The 18,160-nt window shown below is 58.7% G+C and carries 14 protein-coding genes and 1 pseudogene; 9 read left to right on the top strand and 6 right to left on the bottom strand.

Going from position 1 to position 18,160, the window contains the following annotated elements:
* The first annotated feature begins 84 nt into the window (after positions 1-84).
* The 4 genes and pseudogenes from AB5Y97_RS17240 (at position 85) to AB5Y97_RS17225 (ending at position 7,961) form a co-directional block, all read left to right on the top strand.
* On the top strand, positions 85-288 hold the full coding sequence (locus tag AB5Y97_RS17240) for a hypothetical protein (RefSeq protein WP_005349248.1): 204 nt from the start codon (positions 85-87) through the stop codon (positions 286-288).
* A gap of 223 nt (positions 289-511) precedes the next feature.
* Positions 512-4,753, top strand: a pseudogene (locus AB5Y97_RS17235) (transporter substrate-binding domain-containing protein).
* Entirely contained in the window at positions 4,734-5,945 is a 1,212-nt protein-coding gene (locus AB5Y97_RS17230) for an EAL domain-containing protein (protein ID WP_019446212.1), read from the top strand. The pseudogene AB5Y97_RS17235 and the gene AB5Y97_RS17230 overlap by 20 nt, the downstream one beginning before the upstream one ends.
* A gap of 39 nt (positions 5,946-5,984) precedes the next feature.
* A complete protein-coding gene (locus AB5Y97_RS17225) occupies positions 5,985-7,961 on the top strand; it encodes a methyl-accepting chemotaxis protein (RefSeq protein ID WP_368158551.1) in 1,977 nt (658 codons plus the stop codon).
* Positions 7,962-8,020: 59 nt separating this feature from the next.
* On the opposite strand, the gene rfaH is transcribed toward AB5Y97_RS17225, so the two are convergent.
* The 4 genes from rfaH to metN all read right to left on the bottom strand — a co-directional run bounded on the left by rfaH (position 8,021) and on the right by metN (position 11,121).
* Positions 8,021-8,521 carry a transcription/translation regulatory transformer protein RfaH gene (rfaH, locus tag AB5Y97_RS17220; RefSeq protein ID WP_005339074.1) on the bottom strand — a complete coding sequence of 167 codons (501 nt, stop codon included), beginning with the start codon at positions 8,519-8,521 and terminating at the stop codon, positions 8,021-8,023.
* Between the two features lie 96 nt (positions 8,522-8,617).
* Entirely contained in the window at positions 8,618-9,418 is an 801-nt protein-coding gene (gene metQ / locus AB5Y97_RS17215) for a methionine ABC transporter substrate-binding lipoprotein MetQ (protein ID WP_005339072.1), read from the bottom strand.
* 25 nt (positions 9,419-9,443) lie between these two features.
* A complete protein-coding gene (locus AB5Y97_RS17210; protein ID WP_005339070.1) occupies positions 9,444-10,097 on the bottom strand; it encodes a methionine ABC transporter permease in 654 nt (217 codons plus the stop codon).
* On the bottom strand, positions 10,078-11,121 hold the full coding sequence (gene metN / locus AB5Y97_RS17205) for a methionine ABC transporter ATP-binding protein MetN (RefSeq protein ID WP_005339067.1): 1,044 nt from the start codon (positions 11,119-11,121) through the stop codon (positions 10,078-10,080). The genes AB5Y97_RS17210 and metN overlap by 20 nt, the downstream gene beginning before the upstream one ends.
* A 505-nt stretch (positions 11,122-11,626) precedes the next feature.
* On the opposite strand from metN, the gene AB5Y97_RS17200 reads away from it, so the two are divergent.
* The gene (locus AB5Y97_RS17200; RefSeq protein ID WP_005339064.1) at positions 11,627-12,082 is read left to right on the top strand and encodes a hypothetical protein; all 456 of its coding nucleotides are present in this window, start codon (positions 11,627-11,629) and stop codon (positions 12,080-12,082) included.
* Positions 12,083-12,186: 104 nt separating this feature from the next.
* Here AB5Y97_RS17200 and ppgK read toward each other — a convergent pair whose 3' ends face one another.
* Both ppgK and queG read right to left on the bottom strand, forming a co-directional pair.
* Positions 12,187-12,927, bottom strand: coding sequence for a polyphosphate--glucose phosphotransferase (gene ppgK / locus AB5Y97_RS17195; protein WP_005339062.1), 741 nt, complete (start codon positions 12,925-12,927; stop codon positions 12,187-12,189).
* 111 nt (positions 12,928-13,038) lie between these two features.
* Positions 13,039-14,193 (bottom strand): tRNA epoxyqueuosine(34) reductase QueG, encoded by a 1,155-nt coding sequence (gene queG / locus AB5Y97_RS17190; protein WP_201945846.1) that lies wholly within the window; start codon positions 14,191-14,193, stop codon positions 13,039-13,041.
* A 60-nt stretch (positions 14,194-14,253) separates the two neighbouring features.
* Here queG and AB5Y97_RS17185 point away from each other — a divergent pair, with 60 nt between their 5' ends.
* The 4 genes from AB5Y97_RS17185 (at position 14,254) to AB5Y97_RS17170 (ending at position 18,157) form a co-directional block, all read left to right on the top strand.
* The gene (locus AB5Y97_RS17185; protein ID WP_274160141.1) at positions 14,254-15,765 is read left to right on the top strand and encodes an NAD(P)H-hydrate dehydratase; all 1,512 of its coding nucleotides are present in this window, start codon (positions 14,254-14,256) and stop codon (positions 15,763-15,765) included.
* 10 nt (positions 15,766-15,775) lie between these two features.
* Positions 15,776-16,249, top strand: a complete 474-nt coding sequence (gene tsaE / locus AB5Y97_RS17180) for a tRNA (adenosine(37)-N6)-threonylcarbamoyltransferase complex ATPase subunit type 1 TsaE (RefSeq protein WP_005339056.1) — start codon at positions 15,776-15,778, stop codon at positions 16,247-16,249.
* 23 nt (positions 16,250-16,272) lie between these two features.
* Entirely contained in the window at positions 16,273-17,961 is a 1,689-nt protein-coding gene (locus AB5Y97_RS17175; RefSeq protein ID WP_274160142.1) for an N-acetylmuramoyl-L-alanine amidase, read from the top strand.
* A 73-nt stretch (positions 17,962-18,034) separates the two neighbouring features.
* Positions 18,035-18,157 (top strand): hypothetical protein, encoded by a 123-nt coding sequence (locus AB5Y97_RS17170; RefSeq protein ID WP_265177239.1) that lies wholly within the window; start codon positions 18,035-18,037, stop codon positions 18,155-18,157.
* The last annotated feature ends 3 nt before the right edge of the window (positions 18,158-18,160 follow it).

The following is an 18,160-nucleotide window of genomic DNA, read 5'->3' as shown; positions in this document are numbered from 1 at the left end:
CCTGTCTTTTTATCACCCGCGGTTCGTCCCGCAGGGTGATATCCACTTTCTCCGGGAGAACCGCATGTTCAACTGGAGAATGTCATGTCTATCGAACTGGTTTTACTGCGCAGTGTTGAATCCCTGGTCCAGAGAAGGATTGCCCGGGTCGAGCGTCGTCTCGTGCAGGTCAATCTGTCGCCCGCCCTGCTCAGGGATATCGGGCTGGAAGGATATCAGGGTCAAATCGCCCTTGTTCGCGAGCGGGAGTATCAAACCGGCTTCCGCCTCGGGAATCGAATAACCTGATCGCGAAGGGGAGAATAAGATCCCCCTCGCTAGTGAAATGGCAGGCTGCATGCCTGCCATTTTTCCATCTTATGGTTGATTCCAGGTTCACATGTTGGTGACTCAGTATTATCCTCTCCGCCCTCTTTGTAACAGCTGCGATTGTTTTCTCGCCTTGCGTCGTCAGGATCTGCAAGATTAGAGGTGGCAGCCCTATCTGTTTTACTCATCAGGACAAGACCTTATGCCACTCTTTCGTCAGCTTTTTCTTCCCATGTTGCTGTTGTTTTCGGGCATGTTGGCTGTTGCGGCTCCCCAACCGCAAGATGAGAGCACAAGTAACGAGATTTCTGCACAAAAGGAGCTGCTGGTTGGGGTTCCCCGTGGCGGCTATCTCCCTTTCATCTATCAACTCCCCAACCTGCGTTATGCCGGTCCGCTCAAGGAGCTGGCCTCGCGCATCGCAGCCGAAATGGGCGTGTCATTGCGTTATATCCCCTACAACTCCTACGTAGATGCCCAGATTGCTCTCCAAGGCGGCCAGATTGATGCATTAATCGGGGTCGAACGTAATGCTCTTGAATTGAAGGGGATAAACCCTATTGGCAGTATCGGTTCTTATGCTCGCTCCATTTTAATGCATACCCCGGATCAGCAATTGACCCTGGAGCAGGCGCGCAAGTTACGCTGGGTCTGTATTCGCGGGTTTGGCAGTTGCACTGAGTTGGATCGTTTGGGGATCTCTGATGTAACTGAGCTTGAGAGCCGTGACGAGGCGACCTATATGGTCAAGCTGGGCGCTGTCGATGCATATCTTGATTTGGAACCAATTGTTTCCCTTAAGATGGAGAGAATGCCTGCATCAATGGGGGTTGTCGCTCCAGGGTGGCTTTCTGGCAGCACGCTGACGATGGCGACCAGCTCCCGCCAGCCAGAGCTGAGCGAGAAGCTTTGGCAGGCATATCAACGGATACCCGTTGCAGACTCACGATTACGGTTGCATCAGAAAAATGAACGCGCCAACGCAGGTCTGTTGCTGGAACCAGATGAGGCTAGTTGGCTGAAGCAGAGAAACAAGGTCATCAAGTTCGCCGTTGCCCCCGGATTTGCCGGCATCAGTGAAATCGATGACGAAGGTGAATTGCATGGCTATACGGCAGACCTGATGAAGTTATTGAGTCTGCGCTCCGGGATCCGCTTTGAGCTGGCGTCGACAAATACCTGGCAGGAGTCACTAAAACTGCTGAAAGAGCACAAAGTGGACCTTATTCCCTTGATGACACCGCTCAAGGATCGTCAGTCCTTTGCCTCTTTTACCTCCTCCTATCTGAAGTTCGACAGCTATGTTGTAGCCAGACACGGTGCTCGCCCGCTGAAGTCGTTGGTCGAGCTGAAAGGGCGTCTGATTGGTGGTGTGACGGGCTCTTACGAAGCCTCTCTCATTCACGCGCTGGGCGCCAATATTATCGAAGTAGGCAAAGATGCCGATTTACTGACCTTGCTTGATACTGGGCGAGCCGAATATGTGCTGTTGACCATGACCAATCTGGGACAGCAGGCGATGAAGGGTTTCAATGATAAGTATCAGGTAGTGCTGAGCTCCCCCGAATTTTCCGTACCTATCAGTATGGCCGTCGATAATGCTCAGCCCGAGTTGCTCCACATCATGGACAAGTTGCTGCTGACCATCACAGATGAGGAGTGGCAACTGCTGGAACGACGCTGGCTCAATGTGTCGGTCAATATCGAGTCTGATTACACCCTTATTTACAAATGGTTGGCCATAGGGGGGGGCGCCTTGCTCGTCAGCGGTTTGTTGGTGATGTTCTGGGCTCGCAGTTTGCGTCGCCAGATTGCGCAGCGGAAAATCGCAGAGGACAAGCTGAATGAACAGTTGCTGTTTGTGCAGACCTTACTCAACTCACTGCCAACCATGGTGGCGCTACGTGATAGCGAGCAGCGGATCACCTTGTGCAATCAGGCCTATCGCGATGCTTTCCTTGGTGCTGGCAGTAGCAGTGAGGAGCTGCAAAACATGCCCGAGACACTCAGAAACAGTGTGTTGGAAGAAGAGCGTTTGGTGTGGCAGACAGGACAGGATCTGGAGGGGGCAGGCAGTAACCTGCGAGCTGATGGTACGCCCTGCCATGTTATCTATGCCAAACGCCCTTATCGCGATCCCGATGGCAATATGCTAGGGGTGTTGACAGTACTGACCGATGTCAGCCGGATCAAGGAGGCGGAGGAGCGCGCCCGTCAGGCTGAAAATCGCCTTACCCAGATTACCGACAGCATGCCTGGGGTGGTCTATCAGTATTTGTGGCAAGGGCCGGGCAAGGGGCGCTTTCTTTATGCCTCTCAGGGGGCCAACGAGATTCTGGGGGTATCTCACCAGGATTTATTTAACGCTGAATCGGGTGGTGAGGTATTTGGCTTTACCGAACAGGCCCTGCAGGAGTTTGTCAGCAAGGTGGCCAACCATGCCGAGACCCTGGCCCCCCTCGATCTGGAGGTCAGGGTGGAGCGGCCTGATGGAGATCGCTATCTGCAAGTGCGTGGCAACTTTGTCAGACAAGAAAAGCAAGAGCTCATCCTTAACGGAGTGATTCAAGATATTACCGCCCTCAAGCAACAGGAATAAGAGCTGCGCGAAGCTCGCGCCTATGCCGAGCAGGCGATGCAGGCGCGCAGTCGCTTTTTGGCAACCATGAGCCATGAACTACGAACACCCATTTCAGGCATGCATGGCATGCTCGAATTGCTGCAAATGAGCGAGCTCAACGACGACCAGCGTTTTATGGTGCGCAATGTGGTCACCTCGACCAATAACCTGCTCTATCTGGTCAATGACATCCTCGATTTCTCCAAGATAGAAGCGGGTCAGTTGCAGTTGAATTACCAGAGCAGCCGGTTGCAAACGGTGATCTGCGATGCCATTCGTGGCCATGCGGCACTGGCTCATAACAAGGGGCTCAACGTGGTGCTGGAGTGGGAGCATCATGTGCCGGATTGGGCCGACATCGACGGGGTGCGTATCGGTCAGGTCATCTCCAACCTGCTCAACAATGCGGTGAAGTTTACCGAACAAGGGGGGATTACGATTCGGGTCAGCTACCTGAGCGAGCAACTGACCATCAGTGTCAGTGACACCGGTATCGGGATCGCCGCAGAGAAGCAGGCGCTGCTGTTCACGCCTTTTGAGCAGGTGGAGTCAGATATCAACCGTCGTTTTGGTGGCACCGGACTGGGGTTGGCAATCTGTGAGCAGCTGGTGTGCAAAATGGGGGGGGCACTGACACTGACCAGCAAGGCAGGAGAGGGCTCCAGCTTCCGCTTTACCGTACCGCTTACCAATCCGCAGTGGGATCCCCCTGCTCTGGCTGACACAGAATGGTGGTTTTTCAGCGATGACACCAACCTCGAAGCGGCCATGGTACGGCAGGGGGCCAAGCTCAGGTACTTGGGGGCCAATGAGCTCAGTCGCTCACTGGACGGGTTGCTGTTGGCCGATCAACGGTGGCTTGAGCAAGCGCTTGGGGGGGAATGGCAAAGCTGGCTGCAACACTCTGCGCTGAAGGGGATCATAGCGTCACCCGATGAGGCGTTACGGGGTCGGATTGGTGAACAGAAATGGTGGCGCCTGGGTCTATCTCCTCTCTATCCGGATCTTCTGCTGGAGAGCTGCCACGAATTGCTACAGGAGCGGGTCACACCAATCCTCCCTGCGCTTGCAGAGAAGCTGGGTGGCAAAGTATTGGTGGCCGATGATCATCCGGTCAATCGTGCCTTGCTGGCACGGCAGTTGGCCATTCTTGGTATCGAGGCTCAGGTCGTGGAAGATGGCGAGAAGGCTCTGCGGGCCTGGCAGGGACAGCAATTCTCTCTGCTGTTGACTGATTGCCATATGCCGGTGATGGATGGTTATGCCCTGACCAAGGCGCTGCGGGCTGCGGGAGTGACGGCCCCCATCATAGGGGTAACGGCAGATACGTCGGAAGAGGCGAGTGCTCGTATGGTAGAGGCAGGCATGAGTGACATGTTACTGAAGCCCTACCCGCTGGATATCTTGCGCCAGATGCTGGCCCATTGGCTGGCAGAGAGGACGCCAACCAGAAGCGCGGTTGCGCCCGTTGTTGGGGCTACAGGCATGCAGGCTGAGCGCTGGTTGGCGCTGTTTGGTGACGAGCTGACCGCGCGAGCCATGGCGGTGGAGTATCTCGATTCCAACCGGCAGGATGGCGAGGCCATGATGGCAGCACTGATTTGTCATGATGCCAGCGCTTTGGTAGAGACAGCCCACCGGATCAAGGGGGCTGCCCGAATGGTCGGGTTGGAGGAGCTTGCCAGCCAGGCTGCCATGCTGGAATCGGCAGCGCGATTGAAGCGGCTCGACGAGCTCGACGATCTGGTCAGCACAGTGCAGAGGTTGATGACGGCGATTGCCCACGACATTGGATTATGGCTCGATGAAAAAAGCACAACATGAGTTGGTCATCATGGTCGTGGAAGACCATGGATTTCAGCGCAAGGCGCTGCTGCACCAGATCCGCAGCCTGGGTTACCAGAATCTGCTGGAAGCGGTTGATGGTATCGAGGCGTTGGCGCTTAGCCAGCAACACAACGTCGATATCCTGTTTTGCGATCTGCGAATGCCCGGAATGGATGGCATGGCGCTGTTGCGCCGCCTGTCGCTGGGTGGTTTTCAGGGCGGCATTATCCTCTCCAGCGCGCTTGAGGGGGATGTGGTCGAAGCCGTATTGCGTATGAGTACCGCTTATGGCCTGCAGGTGCTCGGTCGCATAGAGAAACCCTCAACGCCGCAGCAGCTCCAGCGGCTTATCCAGGCTTGGTCACCCCGGCAGGAACCAGTCAGAGAAGAAGAGGGGCACAGAATAGGACTCGATGAGTTGCGTCGGGCGATCGAGCAAGATCAACTGCTGCCCTGGTATCAGCCCAAGGTGAGTTTTGCATCCGGCGAGTGGGTCGGGATGGAGGCGTTGGCCCGCTGGCAACACCCGGAGTTTGGCCTGATCCCTCCCGGGCGTTTTATTTCACTGGCGGAGAGCAACGGGCTTATCGATCCGTTGACCGAGGTGATCATCAGCAAATCTCTGAGTGATGGCCATTTATGGGAGGAAACCGGGTTGTCACTCAATCTGTCGATGAACCTCTCCACCACCTCACTCATTGAAGGGGACCTCTGCAACTTATTGATTGATCAGTGCAAGCGCTGGAGTATCAATCCTGAGCTCATCACCCTCGAGGTGACCGAGAGCGCATTCGTGCAGGATCTGGGCAAGTCTCTGGAGGTGCTGACCCGGCTAAGGATGCATGGCTTTGGCCTCTCCATCGATGATTTTGGTACCGGCTACTCCTCGATGCAGCAGCTGGCACTGTTGCCGTTCACCGAACTCAAGCTGGATCGCTCTTTCGTCGATCGCTGCCATGCCGATCCGTCACGTTTGGCTATCATCGAGTCCAGTATCGAGTTGGCCCGCAAGCTGGGGCTGAAGTCGGTGGCGGAAGGGGTAGAGGATGAGGCGACCTGGCGAGTGCTGGCCCAACTCGGTTGCGACCTCTGTCAGGGATTTTTCTCTGCCCGCCCGATGCCGCGCAGTGAATTGGCTAATTGGCACCGGACTTGGCAAGATAGATTGCCTACACTGATATCTATCTGATTCTGTTGGCTGGATCCCTCCGTTTGAACAAGGATGTTCATGAAAATCTCAAGCAAGTTGCTGCTCAGCTTCGGTTTTATCAACCTGCTGATCCTGCTCTCCTCCACGCTGGTCTATTACCGGCTGACCCAGATCAATCAGGCCCAACACACCCTGCTGGAGCAGGCGCTGCCCGCCTTGCAGCGGGATGAGGCGAGCCAGAAGGCACTGGTTGCCACCGTTTCTGCCCTGCGTGGCTATCTGATCCTCGGCAAGGATCCGGCTCAGGCTTCCCGCCTCAAGCAGGAGTGGGAGTCGGCCTGGCAGGCCATCGCCCATCAGGCGTTCAGCCCGGCGCTCGCCAAGTCTCTCGAGACCTTCAAAAGCCATCAGGAGAAGGTGTGGACCATCGCCCAGAGTGAAGAGAATCTGCCCGCTCACACCCTGATGTTGCAGGAGGCGGGGCCGTTGGCGGAGGCGGCGCTCGATCAGTTGCAATCCTTTGCCAATGAAGAAGTTGGTACTCCGCAGGATCAACTTTCCGGCGATCGCCGCATGCTGCTCAAACAGGTGGGGGATGCCTACAACAGCCTCGCCAACGCTCTCTCAGCCCTGCGGGATTTTCTCATCTCAGGCGATCCCGAATACCGCAGCAAATATCAGGATTACTACCAGTTTCACCAGCAGCGGGTGGCTGAGGTTAAGCAGCAAGCCGCGCTTTTTACCGACACCCAGCAGAGCCTCTGGCTGCTGTTTGAAGAGATGGCGACCCCTTTCTCCGAGCTGGTGGGACAGGTGATCGAGAAGCGCCAGGCACCGGATTGGGATCAGGCAAACTACCTGATGGCCACCGACATCGAGCCGATGCAGTCCAGCCTCAGCGAGCAGCTGGTCCAGCAGGTGGGGAAAACCCGCGCCGAGGTGGATCAGATTTCGGCGCAGATGACTGGAGCCGGGAGGGCCATCAACCAGACTCTGCTGTTGGCTACCGGCAGTGCCATCGTGCTTGGCATGGTAGTCGCCTGGCTCTTTAGTCGCCGTCTGACCCGTGACATTGCCTGTCTGGTGACCCGGGCGGGGCAGGTTGCGGATGGCCGGCTGGCGGCCGAGCCCTTGCCAATCACAGGGCAGGATGAGTTGGGAGAATTGACTGGTTCCATCAACCGGATGTCTGCCCAGTTACATCATCTGGTCGGGGAGTTGCAGGGCGCAGTGGGGCAGGTCGAGGTGGCCTGTCTCGATGTGGGCAGCACTACCAGAGCCATAGTGGCGGATCTGACGGAGCAGGATCAGCGGGTCGATGCGGTGGCGGCGGCTATCGATCAGATGTCGGTGAGTGCTCGTGATGTGGCTGGCAACATTGCCGGTGTGGCGGATGGTGCCCATCAGGTGCGGCAGCAGACCCGTCAGGGAGAGGCCGCGCTGGCGCGAATGAGCGATACCATGCAGCAGATTGCCGCCATGATTGGACAGGCCAACGAAGCCATGGGGCTGCTGGAGCATCAGAGTGAACAAGTGGGGCAGATCACCGAGGTGATCGCCACCATTGCGGAGCAGACCAATCTGCTGGCACTCAATGCGGCGATAGAAGCGGCGCGGGCAGGCGAGCAGGGGCGCGGTTTTGCGGTAGTGGCCGACGAGGTGCGCCAGCTGGCGACCCGCACCCATCAATCAACTGCCGAGATCAGCCAGACTATTGCGGCCATCTCCCAGCAGACTCGCCAGACCGTGAGTACCGTCAGCAGCGGAACCCGGTTGGTAGAGCAAGGGCGGGATGCAGTCGGATTGGTGACCGATACCCTGAGTGCCATGAACCAGTTGGTACAGTCGCTGTCGGGACAGCTGGAGGCCATTTCGGTTGCAACCGAGCAGCAGTCGCGGGTGGCCGCCGAGGTATCCGGGACGGTCGACGACATTGCCGCGCTCAGTCTGCAATCTTGTCAGCGCAGTCAGCAGGGGGAGGAGATCGTAGCCAGACTGGCTGGTGATACTGGCAAGCTGAAGGCTGTCATCGCCCGCTTTGATCTTGATGCGTGAGATGGCGGGATCATCCCGCCATTGCTATTGCCATTCACCGGGCCGTCTGGCCCGTGGGTTTAGTCCAGACGTCTGAAGGTGTGGTTGTCGAAGCTGCTGGTGGTCTCCCGGTTGAGCAGGCTGACCAGCAAAATCGCCCGTTTCTCTCCATCCGGCTCCATATAGATGGCTTCGAAGCCGGCAAGCGGCCCCTCTTCAATCAGCACCTTGTCGCCCGAGCAGGGCAGGCTAGCGTAGCTGGCTCTCGCCTCGTCGCTGTCATCGCGGCTCATCAGCTGATAGACCAGCTTGCTGCTGATGGGGGTCCATTCACTGCCAAAGTGGATGATCCGGCTGATGCCGCGGGTCGATTTCAGGGTGACCGGTGTCACCTCTTCCAAATCAACGAAGATAAACAGATAGTTGGGGAACATGGGTTCCCGTACCGGAACTCGCTTGCCCCGGCGCAGCTTCTCGATCTCCACCATGGGGTAATAGGATTCGATACCCTGGGCATCGAGGTGGGCGCGGGCGCGGGCCTCTTCTTTTGGCTTGCAGTAGGCCAGATACCATTTTTTCATGTTATGAGTATGTTCGTGTTGCCGTGCTCGCGGATATGATAGCGGCGCCAATAAAAAAGGCCACGCATTGCGTGGCCTTTTTTGCAGAGTGAGCAATTACCAACCTTTTACCAGGCCGCCTTTGAACAGCTCGAGACCTTTCTTGTAAACATCATCGGTCTGGAAAGCTTGTACGAACTGTTTGACCTTCTCGTCATCCTTGTTGTTGTCGCGGGCGACGATCAGGTTGACGTAGGGGGACTCTTTGTCTTCAACAAACAGGCCGTTTTCGGTCGGGGTCAGGCCAATCTGACCGGCGAAGGTGTTGTTGATGATGGCCAAGTCCACGTCTTCCAGCGAGCGCGGCAGTTGGGCTGCTTCCAGCTCGACAATCTTGAAGTTACGCGGGTTGCTGGCGATATCCAGCACGGTGGCTTCCAGTCCGGCGCCATCCTTCAGGGTGATCAGGCCCTGTTTGGCCAGTAGGATCAGGGAGCGACCCAGGTTGGTCGGATCGTTCGGTACCGCGATCTGAGCGCCATCTTGCAGCTCGCTCAGCGCCTTGATCTTCTTGGAGTAACCGGCAATCGGGTAGACGAAGGTGTTGCCAACCGGCACCAGCTTGAAGCCGCGATCACGTACTTGCGCATCCAGATAGGGTTTGTGCTGGAAGGCGTTGACGTCGATGCTGCCATCGTTCAGCGCCACGTTCGGGGTGACATAGTCGGAGAAGTTAACCACCTCGACTGTCAGACCGTATTTCTCTTTGGCGACCTTGGCAGCCACTTCAACCAGCTCGGTCTCGGGGCCGGCAATAGCGCCCACTTTCAGAACCTTGCTCTCTTCTTTTTGACCGCAACCGGCCAGAACCAGACCAGCCAGCAGGGCAGCCGCAACGGATTTGATGCCAAATTTCATAAAACCTCCTGTCAGAAATCGACGATTAACGATGATCACATTTGTTGACCAGGCGCTCACCCGCGCTCTGGATAAGTTGAACCAGTACTACCAGGATAACCACGGTCACCAGCATGACGGTCGGGTCAAAGCGCTGATAACCATAACGAATACCCACATCCCCCAGACCACCGCCACCGATAGCCCCGGCCATGGCCGAGTAGTTCACCAGAGTGACGAGGGTAATGGTGACACTGTTGAGGATGCCGGGCAGAGCCTCGGGCAGCAGCACCTTGGTGATGATTTGCAGCGGCTTGGCGCCCATCGCCTTGGCCGCTTCCAGCAGGCCGTCCGGCACTTCCATCAGGGCCCCTTCCACCAGACGGGCGATGAAAGGGATGCAACCGACAGTCAGCGGCACGATGGCGGCGATGGTGCCGATACTGGTGCCGACAATCAGCCGGGTTAGCGGAATGATGGCGACCAGCAGGATGATAAAGGGCACCGAGCGACCCACGTTGACCACCATACCCAGAGTACGGTTGAGCAAGGGGTTGGCCAGGATCTGGCCCGCCTTGGTCACATGCAGTGCCACGCCGAGCGGCAGACCCAGCAGGCAGCCGAACAGAGCGGAGGCAAACACCATGATCAGGGTGTCGCCCAGGGCCGTGATGAGCAGATTAATCATGGCTTCGGACATAACCCATTACCTCCAGCTGAATGTGGTTGTCGATAAGGAACTGCTGGGTGGCCTCGCACTGGGCTTCATCCCCGAACAGCTCGGCCAGCAGGAAACCGAATTTGACGCCACCGGCGTACTCGATGTCCGCGCTCAGAATGCTGATGTCGATATTGAAACGGCGGCTCGCCTCGGAGATCAGCGGCGTATCGACCGTGCTGCCGGTAAAGCCGAGCTTCACCAGCGGGTAGCTGCCCGGCACCCGCTCACTGCTCATCCGATCCTGATACTCCTGGGGTACCTCCAGATGGATGGTGGAGTGGATGAAGTCACGGGCCAGCTGGGTCTTGGCGTTGCTGAAGAACCAGGCCACTTCGCCCTGTTCGATCAGACGGCCGTCGCTGATGATGGCCACTTCGTCACAGATCCCCTTCACCACGTCCATCTCGTGGGTGATGAGCAGGATGGTGAGCCCCAGCTTGACGTTGATCTCCTTGAGCAGGGTCAGGATCGAGCGGGTGGTCTGCGGGTCGAGGGCCGAGGTGGCCTCGTCGCAGAGCAGTACCTTGGGGGCCGGAGCCAGTGCGCGGGCAATGGCGACGCGCTGTTTCTGACCGCCGGAAAGCTCGGACGGATAGGCTTGGGCACGGGCTTCCAGCCCGACCAGAGCCAACAGCTCGGCAACCCGTTGCTGGATCTTCTCTTTGCTCCAGCCCGCTAGCTCCAGTGGAAAGGCTATGTTGGCAAACACGGTGCGGGAGGCCAGCAGGTTGAAGTGCTGGAAAATCATCCCGATCTGGCGGCGAGCCTGGGTCAGATCCCGTTCGCTCAGGGCGACCAGATCCTGGCCATCGACAATCACCTGGCCCTCTGTCGGGCGCTCCAGCAGGTTGACACAACGAATGAGGGTACTCTTGCCGGCACCGGAGGCACCGATCACCCCGAAAATTTTGCCTTGGGGTACATGCAGACTCACATCACGCAGGGCGTGCACGGCGTCACTGCCTGTACCGTAGACTTTGTTGAGACCGATCAACTTAATCATGGATTCTTCCGTGCTAACAGCCTTAAAGCACAGGGCGCTACAGGCGGGGAAATTGGGCAGAGGTTCCACTGGGTTACTCTGTCATCATGGAGGATGATGCTAAGATGTCTGGATGGCCATGTCAACGCATGTTTTTACGTCTAGACGTCTAAAAAAGTGATAAGGATTTCTGTCAGGCGGATAACGATCAGGATGGTATTGTTGCTCTTCCAGATCCTGTTTCGTCCCTGCGGCAGATAACCGAATTAAAGATGGTTTATGCCGGGTAAATGCTGGTTTTATTAGTGTGTCAGCCCGTTTCTGTTCACATCTGCTGTCGAGCTTAATGCTCCTCCATCGTTACACAAATTGCTGCACAAATCGTTCCCTATTCGTGACCGGATCACCTGATCGCCACTTTGTCGGTGTCAACCTTGATGCAGCGCAAGGGGGGCTCGGATAGGGATTGGGTCGGTGGAGCCGGTTTTTTATACTGATGATGTCGACAAGCATGGAGGGCTGTGCGATGAGATTCCAACAGATCAAAGAGTTGCTGCACTATCTTGAGCAGGTTCACCACCAGCTCGGACTCTGTTACGGGCGTTTGACCAGTCAGGTGGACAGCGAACGCAGCCGGATGTTGCTGGTCTATCTGCAAGGGCGTGAGGATGCGGCCAGTGCCCATCTGCACGAATATGCCGCTCAGTTGGGAGATGCAGTCAGGGAGACCTGGCTGAACCAGAGTTTCAGCGAGGATATGCTGCCTGCCATTACCCGCTTCGAGCTGCCGGCATCAGTTCAGACCCAGGATATCGTCACTCAGGTATGCCGCTGGGAAGAGCAGCTGGTGGGCGAGCTGAGCCATCTGGCCCGGGAGTGCCCGACACCGGCCACCACCGCCTTGCTCGAGAATCTGGCCAGGCTGGAGCAGACCCGCTTGACCCGACTGGTGCACGGGGTGCATCGACTCGACGACATGTAGCGGGTGATAAGCACCAAACACGCAAGATGACCGCAAAACAAAAGGGCCCGGCAGCAGTGCCGGGCCCTTTCCATTGGTATCTGCTGACTTGCAGTGAGCGTCGGTCAGCCCTGCTGCTCGGCCGCGTAGAGAGCGGCCCCGATAATGCCCGCCTGATTGAGGCTGGCCGCCGGAATGAGTGGCGCCCGGGTCTCGATGCGATCGACAAACTTATCCAGCTTGGCTGCGCTGCCGCCCCCCAGAATGAAGAGGTCGGGGGAGAAGAGAAACTCGAGGCGCGCCAGATACTTGTTGAAGCGCTTGCCCCAGCGGTTCCAGGAGAGATCTTCCCGTTTGCGCGCCGCATCGGAGCAGTAGTGCTCGGCGACCATTCCTTCCAGCATCAGATGGCCCAGCTCGGTGTTGGGCAGCAGATGGCCGTTGACGAAGATGGCGGTGCCGATGCCGGTGCCGACCGTGATGAGGATGATGACCCCCTTGCGATCCTTGCCGGCGCCAAAGCGCATCTCGGCCAGACCGGCTGCATCGGCATCATTCAGCACATAGCAGGGCTTGCCGGTGACATCGGCAAACAGATGCTCGGCATCGGTTTCGATCCAGCTCTTGTCGATGTTGGCGGCACTCTTGGCAACCCCGTTGTGTATGGTGGCAGGAAAACCGCAGCCCACCGGTCCTTTCCAGTCGAAATGTTCGACCAGCGCCTTGAGGGTATGGGCGATGGCGGCCGGGGTGGCCGGTTGCGGTGTGGCAATGCGATGGCGCTCGCCAATCAATTCGCCGGTTTTGGTATCGACCAGACAGCCCTTGATCCCTGAGCCTCCAATATCCACTCCCAACATATGCATCTGTGTTGTCCTTGTTGTGTGCCGACCAGTTTGCAGTGACCACGCTGTTATGGGCACTGCAGGTCGGCAGAGCATGAAAAAAGTGCTGCAATCCGGCAAGGGGCAGATCACTTATGCGTGATCCGACAGACCTTTTTCGATGCAGCGGATCAGCAAACGGGTCTTCTTGTTCTCTTCATCCTGACGCCGGGCAAGGGTGGCCAGCGCCCATTCGATATGTTCGGCCACCATGGGCTCGGCGGTGGTCAGCGCCAGTTGCAGGGCGGCGATTACCTCGGGGATCGCCGGACCATTGCCAAGGGCGACTGCCAGATTGCGGCGCCAGCGCTGGTAACCGATGCGGCGGATCGGGCTCCCTTCGGTTTGTTTGAGGAAATCGCTCTCGCTCCAGCACCACAGCGCCAGCAGGGGGGGGCGGTGCAGGCTGGGGCGGGGGCTAAAATCGGGTTCCGGGCTGGCATCTGCGTAGCGATTCCAGGGGCAGATGAGCTGGCAGTCGTCGCAGCCGTAGATGCGGTTGCCCATCAGGGGTCGGAACTCTTCCGGAATAGGGCCATCATTCTCGATGGTGAGATAGGAGATGCAGCGGCGGCCATCCACCACATAGGGGGCGACAATGGCGCCGGTCGGGCAGATGTTGATGCAGGCGACACACTTGCCGCACTGCTCCTTCTCCACTGGCTGGTCGAGCGGCAGCGGCAGGTTGAGCAACAGCTCACCGAGAAAGAAGAAGGAGCCGGCCGATTCGTTGAGCAGCAGTGAGTGTTTGCCAACCCAGCCGAGGCCCGCCTTGGCCGCCAGTGGCCGCTCGAGGATGGGGGCGGAGTCGACGAAGGGGCGCCACTCACCCAAGGTCTCTTCAATGCCTTGAAACAGCTCGGCGCAGCGCGCTTCGATGCGATCACCCAGCTGTTTGAGCCGGTTGCGCAGCACCTTGTGGTAGTCGCGACCGAGAGCATAGCGGCTTATATAGCCGAGAGTCGGATCGCGCAGGGTAGCGGCGAAGCCCGCTTCGAACGGCAGGTAGTTCATCCGCACCGACAACACCCGCACCGTGCCCGGCAGCAGCTCGTGGGGGCGCGCGCGCATCATGCCGTGGCGCGCCATGTAATCCATGCTGCCGTGATAGCCCGCATCCAGCCAGGCCTGCAATCTCGGCTCTTCGATACGCAGATCGGTGTCGGTGATGCCCGCCTGGTCAAAACCTAGCTCCCGTGCCCAGAGCTTGATATCGTGGGCCAGCTGGTGGAAGTCAGGAGCGCTCATACGGCTTGGCCTGGCCGGCGTTTGCTGGCGTGGGTCGATTGATAAGAGGCGGGAGCCGTCATGGTAGAGATCATCAGGGGCGCGTTGGGCACAAAAGAGGGGGGCAGTTTACCACAGGGGCTGTGGCAGACTGAACAGATCCGCGCACTGGAGCGCAACTGGGCCGCGCGTGAGGGGCAACCTCTCTATGCCCTGATGGAGCGAGCCGGTGCCGCGCTGCGCACCTATGCCACCCTGCATTGGCCTGATAGTCGCTGCTGGTGGATTTTCGTCGGCCCCGGTAATAACGGCGGTGATGGCTATGTGCTGGCCCGCCTTGCCCGCCAGATTGGCATCGAGGTGGTGGTGATTGCCGCCAGGGCACCCGACCAGCTGAAGGGGGATGCCAGACGGGCCGCCGATGAGTGGCTGGCGGCCGGTGGCCGGGTCTGGCTGGCCGAGCAGTTTGATAAGGACCAGCACTCCACCCCGGAGCTGGTGGTCGATGCCCTGTTTGGCACCGGCGTCAACACGCCCCTCTCGCCACTACTGACAAAGATCGTCGCAACAATCAATGGTTTGGCTGTGCCCGTGCTGGCGGTGGATCTCCCCTCCGGCCTCAACGGCGATACCGGCCGAGCCATGGGGGCTGTGGTGCAGGCCACTCGCACCCTCACCTTTATCGGTATCAAGCAGGGGATGCTCACCGGCGACGGGGTGGATTGTGTCGGCCAGCTTGACTGTGATCCTCTTGGCGTGACGCCTGATGACACTATGCTGCCCGCCGCCTGGCGTATCGATTATCCCCTGCTCAGCACGCAGCTGACCCCGCGCCCGCGCGCTTCCCACAAGGGCTCTTATGGCAAGGTACTGCTGGTGGGAGGCAATCGCGGCATGCAAGGGGCCATCGTGCTGGCTGCCCGCGCCTGCCTGCGGGCGGGGGCCGGGCTGGTGCGGGTGTCTCAGCATCCAGAACATCCGCCGGTCAGCCTCTATCAACCCGAACTGATGAGTCTCACTAACGCAGATGACGAGGGGTGGGCGTCGGTGCGGGTCATTGGCCCCGGGCTCGGTCAGGATGAGTGGGGAAGAGTACAAATCACCCGTTATCTCACCGAACGGCTGCCACTGGTTTTGGACGCCGATGGATTGAATTGGCTGGCGCAATCTCCCCGCCATCAGGATAATTGGGTGCTCACGCCCCATCCCGGTGAAGCTGCGCGCCTGCTGGGATGCTCCATTGCCGAGATTGAAACCGATCGGTTTGCCGCCGTGCAGGCGCTGCAGCGGCGCTATGGCGGTGTGGTGTTGTTAAAAGGGGCGGGAACACTTATTTATGACGGCGAGCAGGTCGCTCTCTGTTGTGAAGGCAATCCCGGCATGGCAAGTGGCGGGATGGGCGATCTGTTATCTGGTATAATCGCCGCCCTTTTGGCCCAGGGCTGGTCTGCCACCATGGCAAGCTGGCTGGGCGCCGTGATCCACGGCGAGGCTGCAGATCAGGCCGCCGCTGACGGCGAGCGGGGCATGCTGGCGTCAGACTTGCTGCCGCTGATCCGCAAACTGGTTAATCCCGACACCATTACAAGTTAAAAAGAAGAACATGGCAAAACAGTTGATGATGACACTGCCGGACGAGGCAGCAACCGTGGCACTGGGTGGCCGTCTGGCACAGGCATGCCAGCAGGCGACCACAGTGTTTTTGCATGGCACGCTTGGCGCCGGTAAAACCACCCTGACCCGCGGCTGGGTGCAGGGCCTTGGCCATCAGGGCAAGGTAAAAAGCCCGACTTACACCCTGGTCGAACCCTATGAGCTCGATGGCTGGCAGGTCTACCATTTTGATCTCTATCGCCTGGCAGATCCGGAAGAGCTGGAATTCATGGGCATTCGGGACTATTTTGCCGCCAACACTCTCTGTCTGGTGGAGTGGTCCGAGAAGGGCGAGGGCTGGTTACCGGCTCCCGACCTGGAAATTACCCTCACTTATGTAGGCGAGCAGCGCGAGGTTCTGATAGAGGCTCGCACTGCTATTGGCGAAGCCATTCTGGAACGGTTGTCATCTACGTGCGCTTGATCCTTGTTATTGCTCTCTCTTTGATGGCGTTACCCTCTTGGGCGAATCAGCTCAAGAGCGTACGAATCTGGCCATCACCGGATAACACCCGGGTGGTGCTCGATATGAGCAGCGCTCCCAATTACAACTACTTCACCCTCACCGGCCCGGATCGGCTGGTGATCGATCTGAAAGGGGCGAGCAACGCCGCCAATCTGGCCCGGATCGAGAACAACAGCGAACTGGTGCGCAAGATCCGCCAGAGCACTCCGCTGGAGAAGGGCGGTTTGCGACTGGTGATGGATCTCAGCTCCGCCATCAAGCCGGTGGTCTTTCCGCTGGCGCCAGCCGGGCCCTATGGTCACCGTCTGGTCATCGACCTTCCCTATGAAGAGAAGCGCTCGGCGGCAGCAGTGCAATCCACGCCTGTCGGTGGCAAGGGCAAGGGGGTGGTGATTGCCATCGACCCGGGCCACGGCGGGGAAGACCCGGGCTCCATCGGCCCGCGTCGTACCTACGAGAAGCGGGTCACGCTGGCGGTCTCCCAGAAGCTGGCGGCACTGATCGACCGTGAACCGGGGATGCGCGCCGTGATGACCCGTCGTGGCGATTACTTCGTCGACCTCAACAAGCGCTCCGAGATCGCCCGCAAGGCCAAGGCGGATCTGCTGGTCTCTATCCATGCAGACAGTTTTCATAACTCGACCCCGCGCGGTGCCTCGGTCTGGGTCTTGTCGACCAACCGTGCCAACCGCGAGATGGGCAGCTGGCTGGAGAAGCAGGAGAAGCAGGGCGAGCTGCTGGGCGGTGTCGGCAAGGTGTTGGCGGAATCCGATCCCAATCCCTATCTGGCGCAGACCTTCCTCGACCTCTCCATGGACAAGTCCCGTGCCGAAGGGTATGACGTCAGCCGCCAGATCCTGCGCTCCATGGGCAAGGTCGCCCGACTGCACAAGAAGGCGCCGGAACACGCCAGTCTGGCGGTGCTGAAGGCGCCGGATATTCCCTCGGTGCTGGTGGAGACCGGTTTTATCTCCAACCATGCGGAAGAGAAGCTGCTGGCCACCGCCAGCTATCAGGACCAGCTCGCCCGCGCCATTTTCGAGGGGATCCGCAACTACTACCGCGCCCACCCGACCAAGGGAGCCATGCTGACCGGCAAGGGGCAGGTGAGCCAACCTGCCGCTACTCGCCCTGCACCGGTAGCCCGGCAGCCGGTGAGCCAGCCCAGGCAGGCACAGTCGCAGCCGGTAGTGACCAACAAGATGCCCGCCACCGCCCGCGATGGCGGTGCTGGGAGCGGCTCTGGCGCCGGGGTGATCAAGCCTTACTCGGCTGCAGCGCAAGAGAGCGGTGCACCGGTCAGCAGTGTGGGGGACTATGACAAATCGCGGATGCTCCGCCATGTGGTCAAACGGGGCGAGAGCCTCTCCCGCCTTGCCGAGAAGCATGGAGTGAGTCAGTCCACTCTGGTGGAGATCAACCAGCTGCGCAGCCGGGATATTCAGATTGGTCAGACCATCTATATCCCCCAGCAGGGGCAGAGCCGCAGTGCCGCTCCCGTTCGCAGTGACGACAAGTCGCAGATGATCCGCCATGTGGTCAAGCGGGGGGAGAGTCTCTCCCGCCTTGCCGAGAAGCATGGGGTGAGTCAGGCACGGCTGGTGGAGATCAACAAGCTCAAGTCGCGGAATATTCAGGTAGGGCAGGTGCTCTACATTCCGCAAAACTGACGCGCGGGAGCGGGTGATGCCGCTCCCGCTGTTAGCGAATACCATCAGCAAGATTGAAATTCAGGAGTCAGCGATGCCGATCCGTATATTCCCCCTGATTCTGGCCAACCAGATTCCGGTTGGTGGAGAGGTGGTGGAGCGGCCCTCCTGGAGCCTTAAGAGACTGACCATCAGCAAGATTGAAATTCAGGAGTAAATG

This window comes from Aeromonas sp. R10-2 (assembly GCF_040908445.1).
GTDB lineage: Bacteria > Pseudomonadota > Gammaproteobacteria > Enterobacterales > Aeromonadaceae > Aeromonas > Aeromonas veronii.
This window is presented reverse-complemented; position numbering and strand designations above follow the sequence as displayed.